The 18,736-nt window shown below is 63.3% G+C and carries 16 protein-coding genes; 10 read left to right on the top strand and 6 right to left on the bottom strand.

Translation table 11 applies throughout. The annotated features are described in order from the left end of the window. Positions 1-3 precede the first annotated feature (3 nt). Positions 4-729: a flagellar basal-body rod protein FlgF gene (gene flgF / locus NKI64_RS05770; protein WP_023671749.1), complete on the bottom strand. Its 726-nt coding sequence runs from the start codon at positions 727-729 to the stop codon at positions 4-6. 7 nt (positions 730-736) lie between these two features. After that, on the bottom strand, positions 737-2,548 hold the full coding sequence (locus tag NKI64_RS05775; protein ID WP_023686338.1) for a DUF1217 domain-containing protein: 1,812 nt from the start codon (positions 2,546-2,548) through the stop codon (positions 737-739). Positions 2,549-2,692: 144 nt separating this feature from the next. Between NKI64_RS05775 and motA the strand changes: the two genes are divergently transcribed. From motA to NKI64_RS05805, 6 genes are read left to right on the top strand one after another with little or no spacing between them, the layout of a single operon-like run. Next, positions 2,693-3,568 (top strand): flagellar motor stator protein MotA, encoded by an 876-nt coding sequence (motA, locus tag NKI64_RS05780; protein WP_023671751.1) that lies wholly within the window; start codon positions 2,693-2,695, stop codon positions 3,566-3,568. A 35-nt stretch (positions 3,569-3,603) separates the two neighbouring features. Continuing rightward, complete coding sequence (locus NKI64_RS05785; RefSeq protein ID WP_023683478.1) at positions 3,604-4,536, top strand: FliM/FliN family flagellar motor switch protein; 933 nt, start codon at positions 3,604-3,606, stop codon at positions 4,534-4,536. Positions 4,537-4,569: 33 nt separating this feature from the next. Beyond that, positions 4,570-4,959 (top strand): flagellar motor switch protein FliN, encoded by a 390-nt coding sequence (fliN, locus tag NKI64_RS05790; protein ID WP_023683477.1) that lies wholly within the window; start codon positions 4,570-4,572, stop codon positions 4,957-4,959. A gap of 38 nt (positions 4,960-4,997) precedes the next feature. Beyond that, positions 4,998-6,014, top strand: a complete 1,017-nt coding sequence (locus tag NKI64_RS05795) for a flagellar motor switch protein FliG (protein ID WP_023683476.1) — start codon at positions 4,998-5,000, stop codon at positions 6,012-6,014. Positions 6,015-6,027: 13 nt separating this feature from the next. Beyond that, complete coding sequence (gene flhB, locus NKI64_RS05800; protein WP_352666959.1) at positions 6,028-7,110, top strand: flagellar biosynthesis protein FlhB; 1,083 nt, start codon at positions 6,028-6,030, stop codon at positions 7,108-7,110. Continuing rightward, a complete protein-coding gene (locus NKI64_RS05805) occupies positions 7,107-7,544 on the top strand; it encodes a BspJ family T4SS effector nucleomodulin (protein ID WP_023671756.1) in 438 nt (145 codons plus the stop codon). The genes flhB and NKI64_RS05805 overlap by 4 nt, the downstream gene beginning before the upstream one ends. 31 nt (positions 7,545-7,575) lie before the next feature. Here NKI64_RS05805 and NKI64_RS05810 read toward each other — a convergent pair whose 3' ends face one another. Both NKI64_RS05810 and NKI64_RS05815 read right to left on the bottom strand, forming a co-directional pair. Beyond that, positions 7,576-8,346: a helix-turn-helix transcriptional regulator gene (locus tag NKI64_RS05810; RefSeq protein ID WP_023683474.1), complete on the bottom strand. Its 771-nt coding sequence runs from the start codon at positions 8,344-8,346 to the stop codon at positions 7,576-7,578. Then, positions 8,343-9,053 carry a helix-turn-helix transcriptional regulator gene (locus tag NKI64_RS05815; RefSeq protein ID WP_023683473.1) on the bottom strand — a complete coding sequence of 237 codons (711 nt, stop codon included), beginning with the start codon at positions 9,051-9,053 and terminating at the stop codon, positions 8,343-8,345. Before NKI64_RS05815 ends, NKI64_RS05810 begins: the two co-directional genes overlap by 4 nt. A gap of 507 nt (positions 9,054-9,560) precedes the next feature. Here NKI64_RS05815 and NKI64_RS05820 point away from each other — a divergent pair. Continuing rightward, the gene (locus NKI64_RS05820; RefSeq protein ID WP_352666961.1) at positions 9,561-12,467 is read left to right on the top strand and encodes a M16 family metallopeptidase; all 2,907 of its coding nucleotides are present in this window, start codon (positions 9,561-9,563) and stop codon (positions 12,465-12,467) included. Positions 12,468-12,531: 64 nt separating this feature from the next. Continuing rightward, positions 12,532-13,725: a TMEM43 family protein gene (locus NKI64_RS05825; protein ID WP_023683470.1), complete on the top strand. Its 1,194-nt coding sequence runs from the start codon at positions 12,532-12,534 to the stop codon at positions 13,723-13,725. An 86-nt stretch (positions 13,726-13,811) separates the two neighbouring features. On the opposite strand, the gene NKI64_RS05830 is transcribed toward NKI64_RS05825, so the two are convergent. Further along, on the bottom strand, positions 13,812-14,843 hold the full coding sequence (locus NKI64_RS05830; protein WP_023683469.1) for a histone deacetylase family protein: 1,032 nt from the start codon (positions 14,841-14,843) through the stop codon (positions 13,812-13,814). A 24-nt stretch (positions 14,844-14,867) separates the two neighbouring features. Further along, a complete protein-coding gene (locus tag NKI64_RS05835; RefSeq protein WP_023686329.1) occupies positions 14,868-15,521 on the bottom strand; it encodes a TetR/AcrR family transcriptional regulator in 654 nt (217 codons plus the stop codon). Positions 15,522-15,798: 277 nt separating this feature from the next. Between NKI64_RS05835 and NKI64_RS05840 the strand changes: the two genes are divergently transcribed. Then, complete coding sequence (locus NKI64_RS05840; RefSeq protein ID WP_023696889.1) at positions 15,799-17,478, top strand: amidohydrolase; 1,680 nt, start codon at positions 15,799-15,801, stop codon at positions 17,476-17,478. Positions 17,479-17,634: 156 nt separating this feature from the next. Continuing rightward, the gene (locus tag NKI64_RS05845; protein WP_023691713.1) at positions 17,635-18,735 is read left to right on the top strand and encodes an ABC transporter ATP-binding protein; all 1,101 of its coding nucleotides are present in this window, start codon (positions 17,635-17,637) and stop codon (positions 18,733-18,735) included. Position 18,736: the final 1 nt, after the last annotated feature.

Raw genomic sequence — 18,736 nt, forward strand, 5'->3', positions numbered from 1 at the left:
CTGCTACGACTTGGAGCCGAGCGTCTTGATGGCGTCGTCGGTCGAGGCATCGGTCTGGCGCATCAGCGCCGCCGTGTTCTCGAAGGCGCGCTGGACCATGATCAGGCGCGTCATCTCCAGCACCGGATTGACGTTGGATTCCTCGACATAGCCCTGCGCGACGCCGAGATCGGAACGGTCGGTGACCGGCTCCGGCGCACGCGCGGGCACGATGCCAGAATTGCCGTAGCGGACGAAATTCGGGCCGGGATCGAAATTGAACAGGCCGATGGCGCCGACGAGCTTGTCGCCCTGGCGCAGCGAGCCGTCGGCGCCCGCCTTGGGTGGGCCGTCGCGCGGGTCGAGCTGGATCGGCGCACCGCCGGCGTCGAGCACCGGATGGCCTTCGAGCGACATCAACTCGCCGTTCTCGTTCATCGAAAAGCGTCCGTCGCGCGTCATCACGGTGCCGGCCGGGGTGTCGATGCCGAACCAGGCATCGCCCTGGACGGCGAAGTCGAACGGGTTGCCGGTCTGCGTCATCGCGCCATGCGCGCCGGACAAATAGGTCTTGCCGGAGGAGGCGAAGGACACCGATTTGGGGCCGCTGCCGGAGACGACATCCTCGAACTTCACGCCGGTGGCGCGAAAGCCGATGGTCGAGGCGTTGGCGACATTATCGGCGATGGTGTCGAGACGGCGCTCAAGCGCGATCTGCGAGGAAAGGGCGACGTAAAGGCTGTCCTGCATGGTGTTCTCAGAATCTCAGTTTCTGCATGGCCATCATCAGATCGGTCGAGATGCCGACGGTGGTCGGCTGCGCAAACAGCACACCGATCGATGTCTGGGCGGTCGAGGTCGGATGATTGATTTCCCAAAGGCTGGTGAAGCGGGTGAGGAATTTCTCGAGCTTGGCCGGGTCGGTGAAATCGGTGAGGTCGAGCTTTGCGTCGAAGGCCTGCGCCTGCTTGTCGATATCTGCGGCAGCGAAGGAATCGGGCAGGCCGATGGCGGTGCGTACCACGCTGGCCAGGGCCGTGTCGGCCAGCACGTCGTACCAGTTGGTGATGGTCGAGGCCTTGCGCTCGAAATAGAGCGCCAACCGCACGCCCTCATTGGTCTTGCCGGCGTCTTCTTCCAGGGTCTGGCGCATGTATTTGTCGACCACCGGCTGCTGCGACGGGCTGCGGGTCGTTGCCGCTTCGCCGTAGGCCTCGAAATTCAACGAGGTGGCGAGCCTGGCATAGGCCTTGTTGGAGAGCTTGTTGGCGACACTGGCGGGATCGCGGACACCGCCCTCAAGGACATCACGGACGAGATCCTTGTTGGTGGTCGCCGGATCGAGCCCGCTTGCGGACAGAGCATAGTTATAAAGGCGGCTGTCGGCCATCAGGTCGTCGACCGATTTCACCTTGGTGATGTTGGCGAGGTAGTAGCTGGTCTCGGCCTGGACGGCGTCCGCATTCGGCTTGATGAGGCCAAGACTGGACTCGGTCGTGTAGAGCTTCGGCGTGGTCTTCAGCACCGCGTCGCGCGTGATCGTCTGATCGCCATACTGGGCAAAATCAAAGGCGCTGACGAAGTTGGCGTAGCTCTTGTCGGTCAACAGGTTGGCGGGACTCAACGGATCGGTGACGCCGCCATTGACCATGGTGCGGATCTGCTTCGTCGTCTGGGTCGATGCATCAAGCCCATAGGCAGCCATGGCGAAGGTCAGCAGGCGCTTGTCCTTCAGCAGGTCTTCGATGGACTTCACCTTGGAGATGTTGGCTGCGTAGTAGTCGGCCTCGCCCTTGATGTATTGCGCGGTCGGCTTGACGAGCAACAGTCCGGTTCCGCCGATCACAGCCTTCGGCACCGCCTGCTGGACGGCGTCGCGCGCCGTAGCCTGGTCGCCATATTGGGCAAAGTCGAAAGCCGCGACGAAAGCCGCATAGCCCTTGTTTGTCGACGTGTTTGCGGGGCTGTTCGGGTCGGTGACGCCGCCTTCCAGCATGGCCCGCACGGTCGCAGCCGGCTCGGCGTCGGCGTCCAGGCCGAACGCGGCCATCGCATAGGTGAGCAGGCGATCGTTGCCCATCAGGTCGTCGATCGATTTTACGTTGGAAATGTTGCTCAGGTAGTACGAGGTTTCGCCCTTGTAGTAGGTGAAGCCGTTCTGCGAAGGGCCGACCGAGACCTGGAGACCATAATTGTTGGTCACGCCCTGCTGTGCCGAATTGTAGCTCGTGGCATTAGCGCCAAGTGCGGCGAAATTGAAGGCCGACACGAACTCGGCATAACGCTTGTCGCTCAGTTTGTTGGCGAAGCTGTCGGAATCCGACACCCCTTCCTTCAGGGCTTTGACCATGAAGGCCTTGGCGTAAGCCATGTCGCCGAGACCGAAGGCTTTCATGGCATATTTGAACAGCCGGTCGTTCTTGACGAAATCGTCGATCGATTTCACGCTGCCGATGTTCGCGAGATAGTAGTCGGTGTCGCGCTTGGTGATCGGCTCCGCCTCGATGCGGTCGATCGCCTTGGGGATGTCCCTGGCGATGAGCTGGTAGCTGGTAAAAGTGCTCAACACGACATGCCTCCGGTCGCAGCTTCAAAAGCAAGACTATGCGGACTTGCTTGCGCGAGGCTGAATCGCCTCACCTTGCATGATTCAAGCCTCACACAAGGCACGGGGGCTATCGGTTAGGCCTGACGTGATGCGGAAGGATCTGGCGTGGGCATTCTGATCGGACTTGTGGTGACGCTCGGCTGTGTTCTCGGCGGCTTCATGGCGATGGGCGGCCATCTGCATGTGCTGATGCAGCCTTGGGAAGCGGTGGTCATCTGTGGCGCCGCACTTGGAACCTTTCTCGTCGCCAACCCGATGAAGACGGTCAAGGACACCGGCAGGGGTATCCTCGAAGCGTTCAAGCAGGCGGTGCCGAAAGAGCGCGACTATCTGGAGACGCTGGGCGTGCTGCACAGCCTGATGCGCGAACTGCGCTCGAAGTCGCGCAGCGAGGTCGAGGCGCATATCGACAATCCGGAGGAGTCGGCAATCTTCCAGGCGTTCCCGACCGTGCTCAAGAACCACGACCTGACGAATTTCATCTGCGACTACTGCCGCATCATCATCATCGGCAATGCCCGCTCGCATGAGATCGAGGCGCTGATGGACGAGGAAATCCAGACCATCAAGTCCGACAAGATGAAGGCTTACCATGCGCTGGTGGCGGTGGGCGATGGTCTGCCGGCGCTCGGCATCGTCGCCGCCGTGCTCGGCGTGGTCAAGGCGATGGGCGCGCTCGACCAGTCGCCCGAAATCCTCGGCGGCCTGATCGGCGCTGCCCTTGTCGGAACCTTCCTCGGCATCTTCCTGTCCTATGCGGTGGTCGGGCCGGTCGCCACCAAGATCAAGACGGTGCGCGAGAAGAAGAACCGCCTCTATATCATCGTCAAGCAGACGCTGCTTGCCTACATGAACGGCGCCCTGCCGCAGGTGGCGATCGAGTTCGGTCGCAAGACCATCTCGTCCTATGAGCGGCCGACGATCGATGCCGTCGAGCAAAGCACGATGAACACAGCTTCCGCCGAGAAGAAAGCGGCTTGAGCCATGCATGACGACAGACAGGACCGCACGCCGTCATGACAAGTCCTGGCAGCCCCTCGCAAGCCCGCTCGCTGATCATTGAGCGTCTGGTCGGTGACAGCGGTGAGGCCGCTCATGTCATCGGCACCGGGCGCTCGATGGGCGAGCGCGCCCTGCCGCTGCTGCAGAAGAGCCTGGCCGGCGAACTCGGCGCACCGGTCACCGTCGACCTGCGCGCGGTCGAGATCAGCCGTGTTCCCGATGCCCGCACGAATGCCGGCGATGCCTTTGCCATGGCCATCATAGCATCGCCGACGTCTTCGGATGCGATGACGCTGGTGGCTGATGCGCCGGCCATCGCCGTGATGGTGTGCGCGCTGTTCGGCGGCGATCCGGATCAGCCGGTTTCGCCGATCGAGCGCGCTCTGTCGCAGATCGAGACCGATGTCGCGACCACGGTCTTCCAGGAAGTTGCGCAGGCGTTGAACGGATCGGGCCGGCGCTCGCTCGAGCTGCGGCTGCCGGTGCCGCGGGCGCTTTCGGGCAGCGAAGCCAAGCGTCGCGTGCTGCGCGATGGCGCGGCGGTGCGCATCGTCTTCGGCATCTCGACGCCGACCGACAGCGGAACGGTCACGGTGATGATCCCGCAGCGCATTCTGCTTGCCACACGCGGTATCGCCGATGTCCACGACAGCGAAGGCACGACCTCCGACTGGCGGGCACGTTTTTCCGAAGAAGTGATGCGCTCGACGGTGACGCTCGAAGCGACCATGCCGCTGGCCCGCCTGACGCTCGGCGATCTCGCCGGTTTCGAGCCAGGCCAGGTCATCGAGTTCGAGGAAACCGCGCAGTCGCAGGCCAAGCTGAGCGCGCGCGACAAGACGCTGTTTGTCTGCGAGTTCGGTAAACTCGGGCAGAACTACACCGTCCGGATCAGGCATCCTTACGATGCCGGTCAGGATTTTATCGATGGGCTCATGCCGGGCTGACGCCGGGCAAGCCCAAGCATTTGGAGACGACTGATGGCCAAGACCAAGGTGGAAGCCAATATCGACCAGCCGGACGAACAGCTCGACCGCGCCATCGAGGAATTGCGCGGCGTCCTCCAGGAGGAGGAAAAGCGCCCCGACGCCGCCTTGCGGGCTGCCACGTCCGGCGCCAATTCCAACATCATCATGAGCATCCCGGTCGATGTGCAGATCATCCTCGGCAGTACGGAAATGCCGGTGTCGGACCTGATGGCGCTGCAGAAGGGCTCGACGGTGGCGCTCAACCGGCGCATCGGCGAACCGGTCGATGTCGTGGTCAACGGCCGCAAGATCGCGCGCGGCGAGATCACCGTGCTGGAAAGCGATCCGTCGCGCTTTGGCATCAGGCTGACCGAAATTATCGCGGCGACCAAGGGCGCTTGAGCAATGAATGACATGCGGTCTCAGCAGGAGCGGATGCCATGACGACGCCGGTGACGCTCACGCGCCCGCAAAAGGCCGCCGCCATCCTGGTGGCGATGGGCAAACCTTCGGCCAGCCGGCTGCTGAAATTCTTCAAGCAAGAAGAACTGAAGGCACTGATCGAAGGGGCGCGGCTGCTGCGCACCATTCCGCAAAGCGACCTCGAACGCATCGTTGCCGAATTCGAGGCCGAGTTCACCGAAGGTGCGGGCCTGCTCGATTCCGCCGACCGGATGGACACGATCCTCAATGAATCGCTGTCGCCCGAAGAGATGAGCGCCATCATGGGCGACAAGCGCTTCGAGGTTGCGCCGGAAGGGCCACCGCCGATCTGGCCGGAGCTGGAAAAGCTCGAACCGACGCGTCTGGGCACATTCCTTGCCGCCGAGCATCCCCAGACCGCGGCCATGGTGCTGTCGAAGCTTGCGCCGCAAGCCGCCGCCAACATTTTGCTGACCATGGAAAAGCCGATGCGCAGCGAGATCATCAAGCGCATGGTGACGATGGCGACCATTCCGGACGCGGCCACCAGGATCATCGAGAACCAGCTGCGCGCCAGCGTGCTGGCGCAGACCGCGACCAAGGATATCTCGGCGGGACAGGCGCGCGTCGCCAGTATGCTCAACGAGATGGACAAGCCTCAGTTGGAAGAGGTCATGCAGGATCTGGAAGAGGCCGGCACGCCGGACCTCGGCGGTGTTCGCTCCAGGTTGTTTGCCTTCGACGATCTGCCGCTTTTGACGCAGAAGGCGAGGGTACTCCTTTTCGACGGGCTGTCGACCGAACTGATCACGCTGGCGCTGCGCGGTGCGGCGCCCGCATTGACGGAATCGGTGCTGTCGGCGATCGGCGCACGGTCGCGGCGCATGATCGAGTCCGAGCTCGGCCAGGGCTCGGAAGGCATTCAGCTTGCCGACATCATGACGGCGCGCAAGAACATCGCGGTGGCGACAATCCGGCTTTCGCGCGAGGGGGCTTTCGAACTGCCCTCATCGCAGCAGAGCGAAGCGGCTTAACGCCGAGCGCTGAATGGCTGAAGCGGCGGACAAAGACTCCAAAACCGAAGACGCGACCGAAAAGAAGATCCGCGACACCGTCGAACAGGGCAAGCTGCCCCATTCGCGAGAGGCCGCACTTCTGGCGTCCTTCATCGCCATACTGGTGTTCACCGTCTTCTACGCCAAGGACGCGGTCGTTGATCTCGGCATGTTCCTGTCGATGTTCCTGGAAAAGCCCGAGGCGTGGCCGATGGACACCGAGACCGACGTCATCGCGCTCTACAAGACCGTGATGATGGAAATAGGCAACGCCGTCGTCAGCCTGCTGGTGCTGCTGGTGGTGGCCGGCATCGGCGCCTCGGTGCTGCAGAACATGCCGCAAGTCGTCGGCGAGCGGATCCGGCCGCAACTGTCGCGCATCTCGATAGCCAAAGGCTGGACCAGGATGTTCGGCATTCAGGGCTGGGTCGAGTTCCTGAAATCGCTGGGCAAGCTCGGCTTCGCCAGCATCGTGCTCTACTTCACGCTATCGCAGGACTGCCGCCAGCTCCTGGCCGGCATGATCACCAACCCCGTCGCTTTCGGCCTCGTCATCAAAAGCATCACCGTCGACATATTGGTGGCGATCGTCTTCGTCATGGGGCTGATCGCGGCGGTCGACGTCGTCTGGTCGCGCTTCCACTGGAAGCAGGATCTGCGGATGACCAAGCAGGAGGTCAAGGACGAGTTCAAGCAGTCCGAGGGCGACCCGATCATCAAGTCGCGGCTGCGCTCGCTGGCGCGCGACCGGGCGCGCAAGCGGATGATGACGGCGGTGCCGCGCGCGACGCTGATCATCGCCAATCCGACGCACTTTTCCATCGCGCTCAGATATGTCCGCGACGAGGATTCAGCACCCATGGTGCTGGCCAAGGGCCAGGACCTTGTGGCGCTCAAGATTCGCGAGATTGCCAAGGAGCACAACATCCCGATCTTCGAGGACGTGGCGCTCGCCCGCTCCATGTACAAGCAAGTTTCGGTTGATAGCGTGATCCCGTCGCAATTCTACCAGGCCGTCGCCGAACTGGTGCGGATCGTCTACTCCAAAAAGGCTGAGCGGAGACAAATTTCATGAACCGCCAACCGCACGCAAAATCCCGCGAACTCATCGTCGCCAAGGCCATCGAGCAGGTGGTCGACGAGTTGCGGCTGATCGACGTCGCCGACTACATCGCCTTCATCCGGCTCGAGCATTTCGCTTGCCTGTCGGATCTGGTGGATTCGGCTGTGGAGCTTTTTTTCCTCCCAGGCACGCTCAGGCTCGGCCATGGCGGAGAGGCACATGTCGACTGGAGCGGCAGCCCGCGCATCGTGCTCGATCTCGAGCTTCGGCCGCCGGGCGTCACCGTCTATTTCCAGCTGACGCTGAGCGAGGAGAGGTCTTCGGTCGCGGTCAACTATGTGTCGTTCGAAAAGCCCGGGGAAGACCCCGAGCACAACACCGCTTTGCTGGAGACGGTGATCGAAGAGGCGCGAATCCGCAGGACCGAGCCGCTCGCCTATCGCTGATCTTTTGTCTTACTCCAACTGCCAGACGCGATCACTCGATCAGCCCCAGCCGCAGCGCCTTGGCCACCGCCTGGTTGCGGTTGACCGCGTTGAGCTTCTGCGTCGACTGGGTGAGATACTGGTTGGCGGTGTGGACCGACAGCTTCAACAGCCTGGCGATCTCTTCGCTGGTGTTGCCGTTGGCGGTCAGCTTCAGGCACTCCAGTTCACGCTTGGAGATCGACCGCATCCGGCCGGCATCGTTCGGACGAATGCGGGCGACGGCGGCGAACAGCGAAAAACAGCGGGCGTGGATTTCGTAGAGCGTGTCCTCCGGCAAAGCGATCGTCGAGCCGAGGAACACCACCAGCCCGCAATGGCCGCGATCGGCATGGACGGGAAAGCCAATGCCGTTGGTGCCCGGCGCCAGCGGCTCCGTCCGCTCCGCCCAGGCGAGGTTCTTGAAGACGGCGTCCGAGCCGGCGATGCCGTCATCGGCCCACCAGCGCGGCGCTGTCGAGGCGCCGCTGTGGCGAACCATCTCCTCACCGTTGGCGCCGGCAATGAACTTGGTTGTCACCGCGGTGGCGGGATAGTCGGAATCGAAGCTCGGCACCAGGCGCGCCCGTTCCGGCGAGGGGCTGACGAAGTAGAGGCCAAACGCCGACGCGTTGATGTCGACGGCGATCCAGCGGCAGCGGCGCACCGCGTCCGGGATGGTAACGGCATGGTGCGTCTCGGAACCGATGGAGAAGGCGCCGAACGGATTGCGCTGCTCGTTGAAAAGGGCTTCGGCCGCCGCCTTGATGTCAGCATGTTTCAAATGATGCCGCTCCTGATCGCCGTGGCGATGGCCATCGCGCGGTTCGACGCCGCGAATTTCTGGATGGCGTGGGTGATGTAGCTGTTGACGGTGTTGGACGAGACCCCGAGGATCACTGCGACCTCATCGGTGGTTTTGCCTTCAGACACCCAGAACAGGCATTCGCGCTCGCGGTCGGACAGCGGGTCCTGCATGGCGACGGCGGCGATCAATTGCGGGATGGCGGACAGCGCGTAACAGCACTTCAACTGAGCCTTCATCAGCGCCGGCTGGTCGATACTGCCGGCCTCGGCCGCCGAGAAAAGCGCAAACAGCCGCTGGCGGCCGACATTGAGCCGCAGTGAATAGACTTCGGCATGGCCAAGCACGTCGAGCAGGCGCGCCTCTTCGCCGGTGAGCAGTCCGCCGGCGTCGGGCGCCGCGGCGGCGACCAGTGGCCTCGGGCGGATGCCAGGTGCAACGGTCAGCGGTCCCTGGGCAAGGCCGGCGATCAGCCGCTTGCCGATCAGTTCAATGGCGTCGAAGATCCAGTTGGATGAGACGATGCGGGCGTCGTTGCGATCCTGGTCGTGGACGATGGCGACGAGCATGTAGCTGTCGGCGCCGATCTCGGCGGCAAGCTGCATGAAAAAGGAGGTGAGATCGCCGCGCGATTCAAGGCGCGAGCCTAACGTATCGGATTGGAGAAGCGCGGCGGAACTGCTCATTGGATGCTTTGGTTGTATGTCATGGCCGGAGTCTTTTCTTGAGCCCGGACGCTGGGGTTAGCAGCGGCCGAACTTGAAGACGCATCACGTTTACGAAGCACTCACACGGCGCGGCGGTCGCGCTGATCGCCGAATCCATTCAGGGAACGCGAAGCCGTCCGCGTCTGGTGCCGGTCATTGGCCGGAACTTAAGACTTTGGGTGGTCGCCGCGCCCCCCAAGGACCGGCTGATTCGGGTCTAATCTACCCGCAGATGAATCCGACATCAAACGCGATTTGACAAAATCAATATTATTGGACTCAAGCGACTCAGGGGCGGCTTCCGCGGCCTTTTCCGCCGCAAAAGGCCTGAAACGCCGACACGAAAAAGCCAGAGGGTGTTGCGATACTGCCGTATCGAGGGCCGATCGATTCCGATACGGTCTCGGCAGCCGGCAGGGGTGGGCATCCCTTCGGTCATACGGCGGATTTGGCGGCGCTTGCTCGCGGCCATCAGCATCGGGGGTCATGATGAAGCAGGTTTTCCTGGCGTTCACGGTGGTGCTTGCGGTTCTTGCCGGCATGGCAGCGCCCGCCAAGGCTGAGCCGACCGTTACCTATGCGCTCGACAACGGGCTGCAGGTGGTGCTGGTGCCCGACCATCGCGTGCCGAAGGTGGTGATGAACCTGCGCTACCGCGTCGGGTCGATGAATGAACCCGCGGGACGCTCGGGCTTTGCGCATCTGTTCGAACATCTGATGTTTTCCGGCACGCCGGCCTGGCCGAACGTGTTCGGCGCGCACGCCGCGCTCGGCAACGAGATCAATGCCTGGACCACCGAGGACGGCACGGTTTATTATGTCGACGGGCTGTCGTCGTCACTGCCGATGATCTTGTCGCTTGAGGCAGACCGCATGGCCAATCTCGGCCGCTCGGTGACTCAGGCCAAGCTCGATCTGCAGCGCTCGGTGGTCAAGAACGAGATGCGCCAGAACGTGCTCGACAAGGCCGGCGCATCCGGCTGGGAAGCTTTCTGGTCCGGGCTGTTCCCGAAGCCGCATCCCTATAGCCGCATGGTCATCGGCTCGGTCGCCGATCTCGATGCGGCGACGCTCGACGATGTCAGGGGTTTCTTCAACAGCTACTATCTGCCCAACAATGCGGTGCTGGTGCTGGTCGGCGACTTGGAGATCGACGACACCAAGGCGCTGATTGCCGACACGTTCGGCCGCGTGGCGCGCGGCGCCGATGTGGCGCGGCCCGCCGTGCCGGAACCGACGCAGGCCCGGCTCAAGCTGGTGCTCGAGGATCGCGTGCCAAGCCCCATCGTTGTGGTCGGCTTCAGTGGCCCGGTGGCGCAGTCGCCCGACAATGGTGCGCTCAGCATTGCCGCCGAACTGCTCGGCAACGGCGAATATGGTTTTTTGCGCAACCGGCTGGTTTCGCAGTTGGGCATTGCCACCTATGCCAGCGCGAGCTGGACCGGCGGTCTGCTCGGTGGCCGCTTTACCTTCGAGGCGGGTGCCGCCGAAGATGTGGCGCCGGAAGCGCTGGAAAGCGCGATGAAAACGGCGTTTGCGGATTTCCTGAAGACCCCGCTCGATCCGGTCGATGTCGAGCGTGCGCGCACCGGCATCTTGCAGGCAGCGCGGCTCGGCAGCGAAGCACTGAAGGATCGCGCCGGCGTCGTCTCCTACAATGCCGACGTGCTCGGCGATGCGCAGAGCGCGCTGGTGGACGACCCGCGGGTGAAGGACGCCAGCGTGGCGGGCGTCGAGGCAACGATGAAGCGGCTGTTGAAACCGGAAGACGCCAGCATACTGGTGCTGAAGCCCGGCCCGCGCGGCGGCTATCCCGATGCACTGATCGGGTCGTCCGGCACACCGCAGCCGTTCACCGCGCCGGAGCGAGCGGCGATCGACATTCCGAAGCATGCGGCCGGGCAAGCGCCTTCGGCAACACTGCCCGCCATGGAAACGGCGACGCTCTCGAATGGCATCAAACTCGTCCACTACACAATGCCGGAAGCGCCGATGGTCTATGTCGCGGCCAGTGCCGCCGGCGGCTGGAACAGCGTGCCGGAAGGCAAGGAGGGATTGCTGGAGCTTGCAGCAAGCATGGCGACACGCGGGGCCGCCGATCGCGGCTCGGCTGATTTCGCCAAGGCGGCCAGCGACATCGGCGCCGGCGTCGGCCACCAGGCCGGAACGCTGACCACGATGATGACGCTTGGCGTGCCGCCGGAAAAGCTCGACCAGGGTATTGGCCTGCTCGCCGACGCGGTGCTGAAGCCTCGTTTCGACAAGACCGAATGGACGGTGCTGATGGCGCAGACAGTTGACTGGCTAAACGGCCGCGAGGCGGATCTGCCCGGCGTTGCCGGCCGCATGGCAAAGGCGACGCTGATCCCGCAGGTGCCGGGCAAGGCAGCGGTGGACTGGTCGGCAAAGGCGCTGGCCTCGATCTCGCTCGACGAGGCGAGGGACGCATTCAAGGCGGAGTTCACGCCGAAGGCGGTGACCTTCTACAGCGTCGGCCCGATGCCGGTCGCGACCGTCGCCGCCAGCCTTGAAAAAGCATTCGGCGCGTGGACAAGCGACACCGCCGGCTATGCCGTCGAGCCGTCGCCGGCGGCGCATTTCAACGGGGGACAGAAAGTGCTGCTGGTGCCCGAACCCGGCGCCAGCCAGTCGGCGCTGTTCGTGGCGCGGCCGGCGCCCGGCACCGACGAGAGCGAGCGCGCTGAATCGACCGCGGTCTCCAACCTGCTTGGCGCCGATTTCTCCAGCCGGCTGAATTCGGTGATCCGCGAGGAGAAGGGCTACTCCTATGGCGTGTCGAGCTATCTGATGAGCCCGATGAAGGCCGGCTCGGGATTGGTCGTGGCAACCACCGTCGAGCGCGCCAACACCGGGCCGGCGATTACCGAAATCCTGAAAGGATTTGCCGGCCTGACCACCTTGCCGGTGGCGCAGGACGAAGTCGACCGCACGGTGACTGTCTATCGCCGGGCGCTGGCTGGATCGGCCGAGACGTCGGCTGGTCTGTTCTCCTCGCTGATTGGCGCGGTCGGCAGCGGATCGACGCTGGAGGACCAGCAAACCCGCATGGCGGCGCGCACAAAGCTGACGCTCGATGCGGTTCAGAAACAGGCGCTGGCCCTGGCGTCGCTCGATCCGTCGCTGATCGTGGTGGCGGGCGACCCTGATGTGGTGATGCCGCAGCTTGCCGCGATCGGCCTCAAGGACGTCGAGATCGTCAAGCGTGACGAGGCGGAGGAGCAGACCGCTATGCGGGCGCTTGATCTTCTGGGCAATAAGAGGCAAGCGCCACTGTCCGCTTCACCGTGGCGGGTTGGCGATGGCGGCACGACGCGCGCGGTGCACGCCTGCGCCGGCGAAAGGGATTGCGGCGCGCAGATCCACGCCGATTGACGGGCTAAACGCGCAGCCGCCGGCCGCGTTGTAATTTTGGGGTAACTTTGTTTCGGGGGAAACGATGAGCGATTCATTTCGGGAAGTCACATCCGTCTCGTGGTTCGGGCGGATCAAGCGCGCGGTCGGCGGGGTCATCTTCGGCCTTATCCTGATCGTGCTGATGGTGATCGGGCTGTTCTGGAACGAAGGCCGCGCCGTGCAGACGGCGCGCTCGCTGGCCGAAGGTTCTGGAGCGGTGGTTTCGGTCGGCGCCGACAGCGTCGATACCGCCAATGACGGCAAGCTGGTTCATGTCAGCGGACTGGTGACGGCGGACAGCGGCCTGGCGGATCCGGATTTCGGCATCGCCACGCAAGGGCTGCGGCTGTCGCGCAGTGTCGAGATGTATCAGTGGAAGGAAGAGTCCAAGTCGGAGACGACCAAGAAGCTCGGCGGTGGCGAAGAGACGGTGACCACCTACAGCTATTCCAAGGTGTGGGACGACAGCCAGATCGACTCGTCGGACTTCAAGAAGCCGGACGGCCACCAGAATCCGCCGATGGAAATCCACGGCCGGACCTTCCAGATTCCCGAGGGCAAGCTTGTCGCCTTCGATCTCGATACGCCAGTGCTGGACCGTATCGAGGGTGACAAGGACTATTCGCTCTCAGCCGACCAGTCGGCGGCGATAAAGGCTGCCTATACCGGAACGAAACCGCTCAGCATCGTCGATGGCAAGATTTTTCTCGGCAATGACAACACGACGCCCGCTTTGGGCGACTATCGCATCGGCTACGAACTGGCGCCGCTGGGCGTGATCAGTATCATCGCGCGCCAGGCCGGCAGCCGCTTCGAGCCCTACCAGACGCAAGCCGGCGATGCGCTGCTGATGGTCGACACCGGCAACGTCCCGGCCGAAAAGATGTTCGCCGACGCCGTCAGCGCCAACACGCTGATCACCTGGCTGCTGCGCGGCGCCGGCTTGCTGTTGCTGACCATAGGCTTTGCGCTGTTCCTCAACCCGATCGGGGTGATCCTCGACGTCATACCCTTCCTCGGCAGCATGGCGCGGATGGGCACCGGCATCATCGCCTTCGTTCTGGCGATCCTGGTCGGCACGGTGACGATCGCGATTGCCTGGTTCTGGTACCGGCCGTTGCTGGCGCTCGCCATCCTGGCGGCAGGCGTGATTGCGGCGGTGATTGTCTACCGCATCGGCCGGTCGCGAAGGCCAGCCGTTCCGGTGGTTGCACCTAACCCGGCTGCGGCCGCCTAGATGGTCGGGGCGGCCGGAGCCGCCCCATATCTCTTTGGCGCAATCCGGCCGGAAAACCGCCTCACACTTATCCTGGAATTGCTTTCCTATTTGTCCTCGAAGCCGGTGAGCACGCCGACGGCGTTGATGCCGATCTCCTCGACGGCGTAGCCGCCTTCCATCACGAACAGCGTCGGCAGGCCGAGCTTGGCGATGCGCCGGCCGATCTTCGGATAGTCCGGGCTTTTCAGCTTGAACTGGCTGATCGGGTCCTTCTCGAAGGTGTCGACGCCAAGGGAGACGATGACGATATCGGGGGCGTAGGCGGCGAGCTTGACGCAGGCATCCTCCAGCGAGGCGTTCCAGGCGTCCCAATTGGTGCCGAAGGGCATGGGATAGTTGACGTTGAAACCTTCGCCGGCGCCGGCGCCGCGTTCATCGGCATGGCCGAGGAAGAACGGATACTCGACCATGGGATCGCCATGCAGGTTGAGAACCTGCACGTCGGCGCGTTCATAGAAGATCTCCTGCGTGCCATTGCCGTGGTGGTAGTCGACGTCGAGGATCGAGACGCGTTCGGCGCCCTGGTCGAGGAACCACTGCGCGGCGACCGCAGCATTGTTGATGTAGCAGTAGCCGCCCATGAACCCGGCACCGGCGTGATGGCCGGGCGGGCGGCAAAGCGCGAAGGCCGACCGCTCGCCACCCTTGACCAAGGCCGCCGCCGTCAGCGCCACGTCATAGGACGATTTGATGGCGGTCCATGTGCCTTCGACGAAGGTGGCGCCGGCGTCGAAGGAGTAATAGCCGAGCAAGGCGTCGACGCGCTTGGGTGGCACGTCGCCGCGCAGGCCGCGCGTCGGCCAGGTGAAGGGCATCGCCGTGCCATCGAGGCCGGCGGCCTTCCACGCTGGCCAGACGGTTGGCAGGAAGTCGATATAGTCGGCCTTGTGGATGCGCTTGGCGGCTGTGAGATCGTGCTCGACCGGTCCGATGATCGGCCCCAGCTTCTCGCTCTCGACCCGCGCCTTGATGAACTCGGCCCGCGATGGCTTTTCGAAACCCGGCACGATTGCCGACGTGACCAGTTCCATCTGGCCGGCATGGCCGGCATGAAGTGGCGAATAGACAGTCTTCATGAATTTCCTCTCGAAATAGCGAAATCAGTCAAGGTTGAGATAGGGGGTGACCAGAGCGAGCCACATTCTTTCCACATCGTCCTCGATGAGGTCGTATGTCTTGCGATCCCGCTTCAACCCCACAAGCCGGCAGGCGTGCCCGACATCCATCATCAGCACGCCGAGTCGGCTGGCGATCTTGTCTTCAAGGGCCGGGTTCACATGCTGCAGCCAGGCGGCGTAAAGCGCGATGATCTGCTCGTCATATTCGTCCTGGATCGGCCTGAGGTCGGCATTGCCGGATATCGCCTCGATCACCGGCATCAGGGTGGCGTTTTCGAGATATATTCTGGAGGTATCGATGAAGAGCTTGCGCACCTCCTGCCGAAACTCGTCGCGGTTGGTGGGTGGGGTGACCTCGATGCGCCTGGCGATCACCTCGGGAAACGACGACAGCCAGCGCCGGGCGAGGTCGAGGAGAATGGCTTCCTTGTTGGGAAAGTACTGGTAGACCGAACCGACCGACAGGCCCGCGCGCCGGGCAATGGCGAGCGTCGTCGGCGTCTTGGTTCCCTGCTCCCGCGTCAGGATCAAAGCCGCGTCGAGTATCCGGTCGACCACCTTGCTCGACCGTTCCTGCCGCGGCTGCTTGCGCGGTTCGAGCGCCATCCTGGTTTCGCGGCTGAGACTGCGCTTCACGGATTGATGCCTTCGTTCCCTGCCGGTTTCAACACAGGTCCCGGTCTCAACATTGGCGTGGTGTGTTGTCCACAATACATTCGAAATTCGGCACGTTGACAAACGCGAATAATTAGTCGCATTCTTTTATCCACGCTGTTTTGAGAGATCACAAGGGGAATTTCGAAACAGCGCACTGGCATCAGTTTTCGTCCGATAACGCCGCTCCTGCGGAGTGGCAGCTTGTCGGACAAGAGGGTTGTCGGTCTCAGCCAGTCGTCAAAAGCGCGGAGTCGCGATGTCTGTCACGGGTGCGGGTCAAAATGCTGATCTGATCGTCATCAATGGTCGCGTGCGGACCATGGACGATGACAATCCCGCCGCCGAGGCGATTGCCGTCAAGGACGGCGCCATCATCGCCATCGGCAACCACGCCGCCATCGAAAAACTCAAGGGAACGACCACAGACGTGATCGACGCCAAGGGCGGTTCGGTCCTGCCCGGTTTCATCGAAGCCCACATGCATCTGTTCTCGGGAGGGGCTGAGCTCGCGCATCTTCAACTCGGCGGTATCCATGGCTTCGAGGCGCTTCAAAGCGCCATCCGCGACTACGCCACGACGTGGCCCGAGGCGAAGATGCTTGTGGGACAGGGCGTCGACTACACCGTGCTCGGCGACGAGCGGGTGACACGCCATCATCTCGACGCCATCCTGCCCGACCGCCCCTTCTGCATGGCGGCACCCGACCACCATACGATGTGGGCCAACACCAAGGCGTTGGAGATGGCCGGCATCCTGAAGGGACGCACGCTCGGTCCGGGCAACGAGATCGTGATGGGTGACGACGGCCTGGCCGCGGGCGAATTGCGCGAGGGCGAGGCCTTCGGTCCGGTGCTCGACCTTGCCGGCGAAAGCCGGGTGCGGTTGGGGCTGTCGACCGGCGGCGAGCCGGACCCAATGCCGTCGGCCGCCGAGCGGGCCGCTGACCGTGACATCATGCGGCGCGGACTTGCCTGGTGCGCGCGCCACGGCATCACCTCGATCCAGAACATGGACGGCAATCTCTACCAACTCGAATTGCTTTCCGAGATCGAGGCCGAGGAAGGCCTGCCCTGCCGCGTCAAGATCCCGTTCCACTACAAGAATTTCATGACGCTCGACATGCTCGAGAAGGCGTCCGTCATGGCCGAGCGCTACGACAGCGAGTGGCTGTCATCGGGCATGGTCAAGGTGTTCTATGACGGCGTGCTCGATTCCTGGACCGCGGTTATGGTCGAACCCTATGCGGATCGTCCCGACTGGGTCGGCGAGCCGCTGTTCACGCCGCAGCAATTTATCGATCTCGCCGTGGCTATCGACAAACGCGGGCTGCAGATCGCCGTGCACTCGATCGGTGACGGCGCCGTGCGCGCAGTGCTCGACGGTTACGAGGCGGCGCAGAAGGTCAATGGCAAGCGCGACAGCCGGCACAGGGTTGAGCACATCGAGGTCACCACAGCAGCCGACGTGCCGCGTTTTGCCGAACTCGGCGTCATCGCCTCGATGCAGCCGTCGCATCCGCCCGGCGCCATGGATTTTCCGCTGGAGCCGACGGTGTCACGCATCGGGCCGGCCCGCTGGCCGCTGAGCTATGCCTGGCGCACCCTGAAAAGCGCCGGCGCCCATGTCGTGTTCGCCTCGGACTGGCCGGTGGCAGCGATCGACCCGATCCTGAGCATTCAGGCGGCAGTGCAGCGCAAACCATGGGCAGAAGGCGATCCTGACCAGAGTTTCTCGCTGCAGGAAGCGATTGCCGCCTACACGGTCGAGGGCGCCTATGCCGAATTCGCCGAGCATCGCAAAGGCGTTCTGAAACCCGGCTACATGGCGGATCTGGTGGTTTTGTCGGCCGATATCGAGAAGACGGCGCCGGCCGATCTGCACAAGCTGCGACCGGTGACGACGGTCTGCGGTGGCAAGGTAACCTACCAGGCCTGACAATGGCATGCGGCTTGCACAGCTTGCCGCTTGCAAGACGAAATGACCGACTGAACTATGGTTCAATGCCGGACTTGCCAACCAACCGGCCGTGTGGTCACATCGAACAGGGGAAAAACTCCGCCAGCAAGAGCGGGGTCAACAGTGAGGCGTATCGTGCCGGAAAAACCGGATCGGAATGCAATTGAAGTCGTAAACGTCAGTAAAATTTTCGGATCGGGTGAGGGGCAGGTTGCTGCCCTCGATACGGTCTCGGTATCCATCCGCGAGAATGAGTTCTTCACCCTGCTGGGACCATCCGGCTGCGGCAAGACCACGTTGCTGCGGCTGATTGCCGGCTTCGACTTTCCAACCGCCGGCGAAATCCTCCTCTACGGTCAGGACATCGCGCCGTTGCCGCCCTTCAAGCGGCCGGTCAACACCGTCTTCCAATCCTACGCGCTGTTCCCGCATATGACGGTCGCCGACAATATCGGCTTTGGCCTGGAAATGCTGGGCAAGCCGAAGGCCGAGATCAAGGCGCGCGTCGCCGAGATGCTGAAACTGGTGAAGATGGAGGCGCTGGCGGGTCGCCGAACCAGCCAGATCTCCGGCGGCCAGCAGCAGCGCGTGGCGCTCGCCAGGGCGCTGGCGCCGCAGCCCAAGGTGCTCCTGCTCGACGAACCGCTCTCGGCGCTCGACTACAAGCTGCGCAAGGAAATGCAGATCGAATTGAAGCGGCTGCAGCACGAGACCGGCATTACCTTCATCTTCGTCACCCACGACCAGGAGGAAGCGCTGACCATGTCGGATCGCATCGCGGTGATGTCGTCGGGCAAGATCCTGCAGGTCGGCTCGCCGCGCGACATCTACGACCGGCCGGCCGAGCGTTTCGTCGCCGACTTCATCGGCGAGTCGAACTTCCTCAAGGCGGATGTGGTTAGCGCGACTGGTGGCCGGGCGACGGTGAAGCTGCCGTCTGGTGTGGAAATCCCAGCCTCGCTGCCGGAAGGCTTCAGCCCCAGCGGCAAGGTCACCATCGTCGTGCGTCCAGAGCATGCGCAGTTGGGCACGGCCAGCCCGAGCGCTTCGCTGTCCGGCACCGTCGAAAACATCGTCTATCTCGGCACCGACACGCACTTCCATCTGCGCCTTGCCGGTGGCGAGCCGTTCATCGTGCGGCGTCAGAACAGCCGCGGCGCCGGTGACGGCTTCGTGCAGGGCGGCCAGATCGGCATCATGATCGGCAACGACGCCGCGCAAGTGCTGAAGGACTGAT

The organism is Mesorhizobium sp. M0478 (genome assembly GCF_040321305.1).
Classification (GTDB): domain Bacteria; phylum Pseudomonadota; class Alphaproteobacteria; order Rhizobiales; family Rhizobiaceae; genus Mesorhizobium.